This is a genomic window from Rhizobium sp. P1_E1 (assembly GCF_056406015.1).
The window spans coordinates 1-4,002 of record NZ_JBFUAY010000315.1 but is presented as its reverse complement, the minus strand read 5'-3'; the positions used below and the strand labels follow the sequence as shown (position 1 = coordinate 4,002).

The 4,002-nt window shown below is 56.6% G+C and carries 2 protein-coding genes; both read right to left on the bottom strand.

From position 1 onward, the window contains the following. A partial coding sequence (locus AC1D1Z_RS34720) for a hypothetical protein (RefSeq protein WP_477853328.1) occupies positions 1-338 on the bottom strand: 338 nt, incomplete at its 3' end. Further along, on the bottom strand, positions 331-2,007 hold the full coding sequence (locus AC1D1Z_RS34715; RefSeq protein ID WP_477853326.1) for a heparinase II/III domain-containing protein: 1,677 nt from the start codon (positions 2,005-2,007) through the stop codon (positions 331-333). The genes AC1D1Z_RS34715 and AC1D1Z_RS34720, both read right to left, overlap by 8 nt. Between the last annotated feature and the right edge of the window lie 1,995 nt (positions 2,008-4,002).

Here is a 4,002-nt window from a genome sequence, read left to right as displayed (position 1 = left end):
AGATAGAAGCCCCAGTCGATCTCGCTGGCATGCATCGTCTGCTCGAGCGCCGAAGGGAGATATTCGAAGACCGCCTGCCGGTTGCGGAACTGCATGAAATCCAGAGTGTCCGTGACGTAGGTCACGCGATGAGTGGCGCCGAATTTCTTCGTCGTAACGGTGATGATTTCGTCGAGGTGCGTATCGTCGACGCCGATCACTGTAATCAGCACGCAAGGACGATCGGGTTGAGAGGCATAGATATGAAGCGTGTCCGACGCCGCCTCGGAAAAAGCCCGCGATCTGACAAATCGCAGTGCCAACAGCGTCTTCAACCAGGTCAAGAGCGGTTCAGACATGAAGCCCCCATTTGTTGATCGCCGGCAGAATTCTCATAAGGGGAGATGCTCCTGGCGTAAGCAATTCCACCTGCAGCCGGATCGTCTGCCGGACAGTGATTTTGAAACACAGGCAGGTGAAACTGGAATTGTCGAACTGCCCATCACCGGTTGCCGGTTGCGATTGCTCCCAGTTGACATTCATGGGCGTTGCAATCTTCGCGCGGACCATCCTGTTGCCGTGGCTGAGTTCGGCTGTATCGCCAATCAGATCAACAGCCGCGTTGGTGTAAAGTTGCCACTTAAGGTCATGGGCTGGCGACGGGTCCGGAAATTCGATCTCGTCGACGACGATAAGACGATCATCGTGCAGTATCCATCCGCGACGCCAGACGTGCTCCAAGGCAGGCTCAACAATCTGATAGGCAACGGAAAGCGCGTCGGGCGCTTGATGGGTGCTAATCCGMAGGCTGTATGCCTCCCGCGACTGTTGGAGACCATCGATCATAAGCGTGCTGTGTGCTTCGGTGCGGGTACGGAAATAGGAAAAGCGTCGGCTAGGATCGAAATAGCCCGGAAGCGCGTAATCGTCACGGCCGAGATCGCTGACAAACCGCCTTTCGCCGGCTTCGAATACGAAGGATCCGAGATCGAGATGAGCATGGTTCACATCGTTTCGCCCGGCCTTAATGCCGGCCCAGAGATGTCTATTGCGAAGGACCGCCATTCCTGCGGGTTCGAACGTGGCGAGATATGACGCAGCCGAATTGACCGGCTTTGAAGAACCACGCCAAAGAAGATCAAGGGGAGAGGGTTCACCCGCAGCGTCTCGCTGCCACTGTGCCGCCTCGGGTTCCTTCGATATCTTGGCGAGCCAGCCGAGCACCGGCGAGCGTCGGGACAGAATCGTGTTGTCGCCGAAGTTGAAGTCCTGACCGGAGGGGCCTTTCGAATCCCGCCCGAACCGCCAGGTGTTCCTTATGCCTATCGGAACTTCCTCGATCATTCCCTCCTGCATTAGCAATGCATAGGTCAGAGCGGTGTAGCGGACCGCAAACTCCCAGTATGCCGGGCCTTCTTCATAGCCACCGTCGTCGCCAAAACCCTCCAGACCACTTTTCATGGCAGGCACGAAGATGTCGATGATCTTCGCAGCGAGCGGTGCGTCATGGCATCTGATCGCGAGCGCCGAAATCACCATCGCGCTAYCGCACACGATATTCCAGTTGTGCCGCGCCGTCAGCCAGAAGGCTTGATCATCTGCGGCTGTCAGGCCCGGATAAAGTCCCTTCTCGATGATGGCGGAAATGACCAACCGGCGATCGCTGGACCGCATGACCGGCGAAAACCAGCCGAGCCCCATCGCTACTGTCGCGCTCATCTCGGCTGTGTCGAGAAAATGGGAGGGATTCCAGTCCGGAAAGGCGGCCGCCTGCAAGATCTCCTGCGCGCCGCGAAGCCGATATACGGTTCCACCTGCGAGACAGTCTCCGAACGCAAGATCGCAGATCCGATCGAACAGCTTTCGAGCCGTAGGGAGGATGACGTCTCGCTTCGCCTCTTTTTCGACGGCGATGAGAGGTTTGGCGATGATCTGATTGCACTTGGCGAGAATCGCATCTGACGTCTGGCGCGGGATGAAATGATCGCTCGCATGCATACGCAGCTGTTCAAGGTCAAGTTTTAGCATCCAAACTCAGTAATTGCGGCTCCCGGCCTCGAACTGGCGAACGGGTGTTTTGGAAGGCTCAGCCTGCTTTGGCGATTTCCTCGCCACGGCGCAGCGATAGTCCTTGCTGCCAGTGCTGCATACGGTCGGCTTGCCGAAAACCGTACCACATCCACTGACGAGAACCGCGGAGGACATCACGACGGCAATGCCGCTGACTTTAGAGCGGATGAAGTGTATCAACTACATCTCCAGTAAAGGGGTCATTGATGTCGTGTAGTCTTGTATCCTATTGATTTTAAGTCAAGGGTAGATAATGCGATCATCGAAATAAACCCCGCCCAGGCGGCCTATTATCGTGACCTAGACTGCCCTGAGTCCAGGTGGATAAGTGCGTTCTAAGTAACCTTGCGGACGGCGGTCTCAGGAAGGTTTAGCACCATACAGCGAACGCAGTTGATGTATCGTTCTTCCTTAGGGAGGCACACTATCAAAAAAATCCGCAACCTGGGGGCAAAGCCGACGGCGTATCCCTTCTTACCCTCTTGTTGGCAATTTGAACGCCTTGTCGCGGCCGGCATATTAAAGGCCGTGCGTTTGTTGAGCCTTCGCTTGGTAAGCTCGTTGCTTGCAGGAGCGCCTTGCCGTGGCTGGCGCGACGGCAAGGCAACCGTGGGGCCGTCGCAGCAAAACCGCGGCGGATACGACTTTTGGTGACCGCGTTACAAAAGCAGGCAACGACGAGACTGTCAGCAAAGGCAATATCGTTTTGCCGTCATTCATTGCACGCCAGGCGATGCTGACGCCTATCGTCAACCCCCGCGGTGCGGCCGTTTTGAGCCGGCGTTGCTCGCACTCGCGAGAGCGGGCGACCTGCTGGTCGCCGTGGCGGCCCTTTCACGACGGCGGCGAATGCCAGTCTTTCAGCGCCGAGTGGCCCCTAGCCTCAATCAGCCAAAGAACGCACGAAGCTGAGCGAAAAACCCCCTTGGTTTGCAACCTGCCATCTTCGCAAACGGCGAGCAACGACTGCCGCGCTGACGCGTTCACCAAAAGCGATCCTCGTTAGCGCGGTTCTCATGTGGTTTCGGTTCTACAGGTCCCGTTCGATGAACGTCGATGTTTTGTGCGAACGGGCGATGTTGCTCTACTCAGAGGGGTGGGGCCAGCGTTACATAAACGATCACCTCATCCAGACGTATTCAGGTGCGATGGCCACGAGGGCTAACGCTCCTTCGTMTTCTTTAAGTCATTGAGCAGAAACGTTTTCTGAATGCTACGCGACTTCGGAAGATGTGGGGCAGTGCGATAATCTGCCACCACGTACGCTCTGCTTCCTCAAGGCCAAAGTCGTCGCGCTGATCCGGAACGGTGATCCTGTCGCGTCGTACTCCTCCAGCACGCGACTGACGTCATAATGTCGGATTTCACAAGCTGCTCCGGCATGGATCTTCCGGGTGACTATCTCCAGTGTAGCCCATATCCGGGGCAATTGGTGCAAGACGTTCATAAGTTTTGAAAAGGCCAGAACGCTGGTTGAAGGACGCACTCGAAAACCGCGCTGCGAAAGGCGTCGAGCTGGGTTTAAAATAGACTGATCGCCAAGTAGGCGGTACGTCGCGATCGGACAGAGTAGAGGACGGCGAGTCTCTGATGGATTGACGGGCCGCCCGGCGTTAGACAAACGCGTCATCAGGGGTTTATCGATGCGTGTTGGCGCCATCCTCTCCATAGCCGTCTGCCTATTCCTGGCTGGGGCGACCGCTTCCCGCGCATCCGTGAGCAACTCAAGCGTTCGGCTGCTCGCCACCGCGCTTGTCCTCTACACATTAGGCAATCTTTCGATGATCGGTCGCATGCGGACAAGCGGGTTTTCCTTGCTATTTAGTTGTCGTCAGTCGCGCAGCTCATCGCCATCAATGCGATTTTCGACGAGCGGCTCGGCTGGCATCAGGCGGTTGGCGTACTTCTCGGGATAAGCATCGGTTACGCTCATGGTGATCGGATGAATGGCAC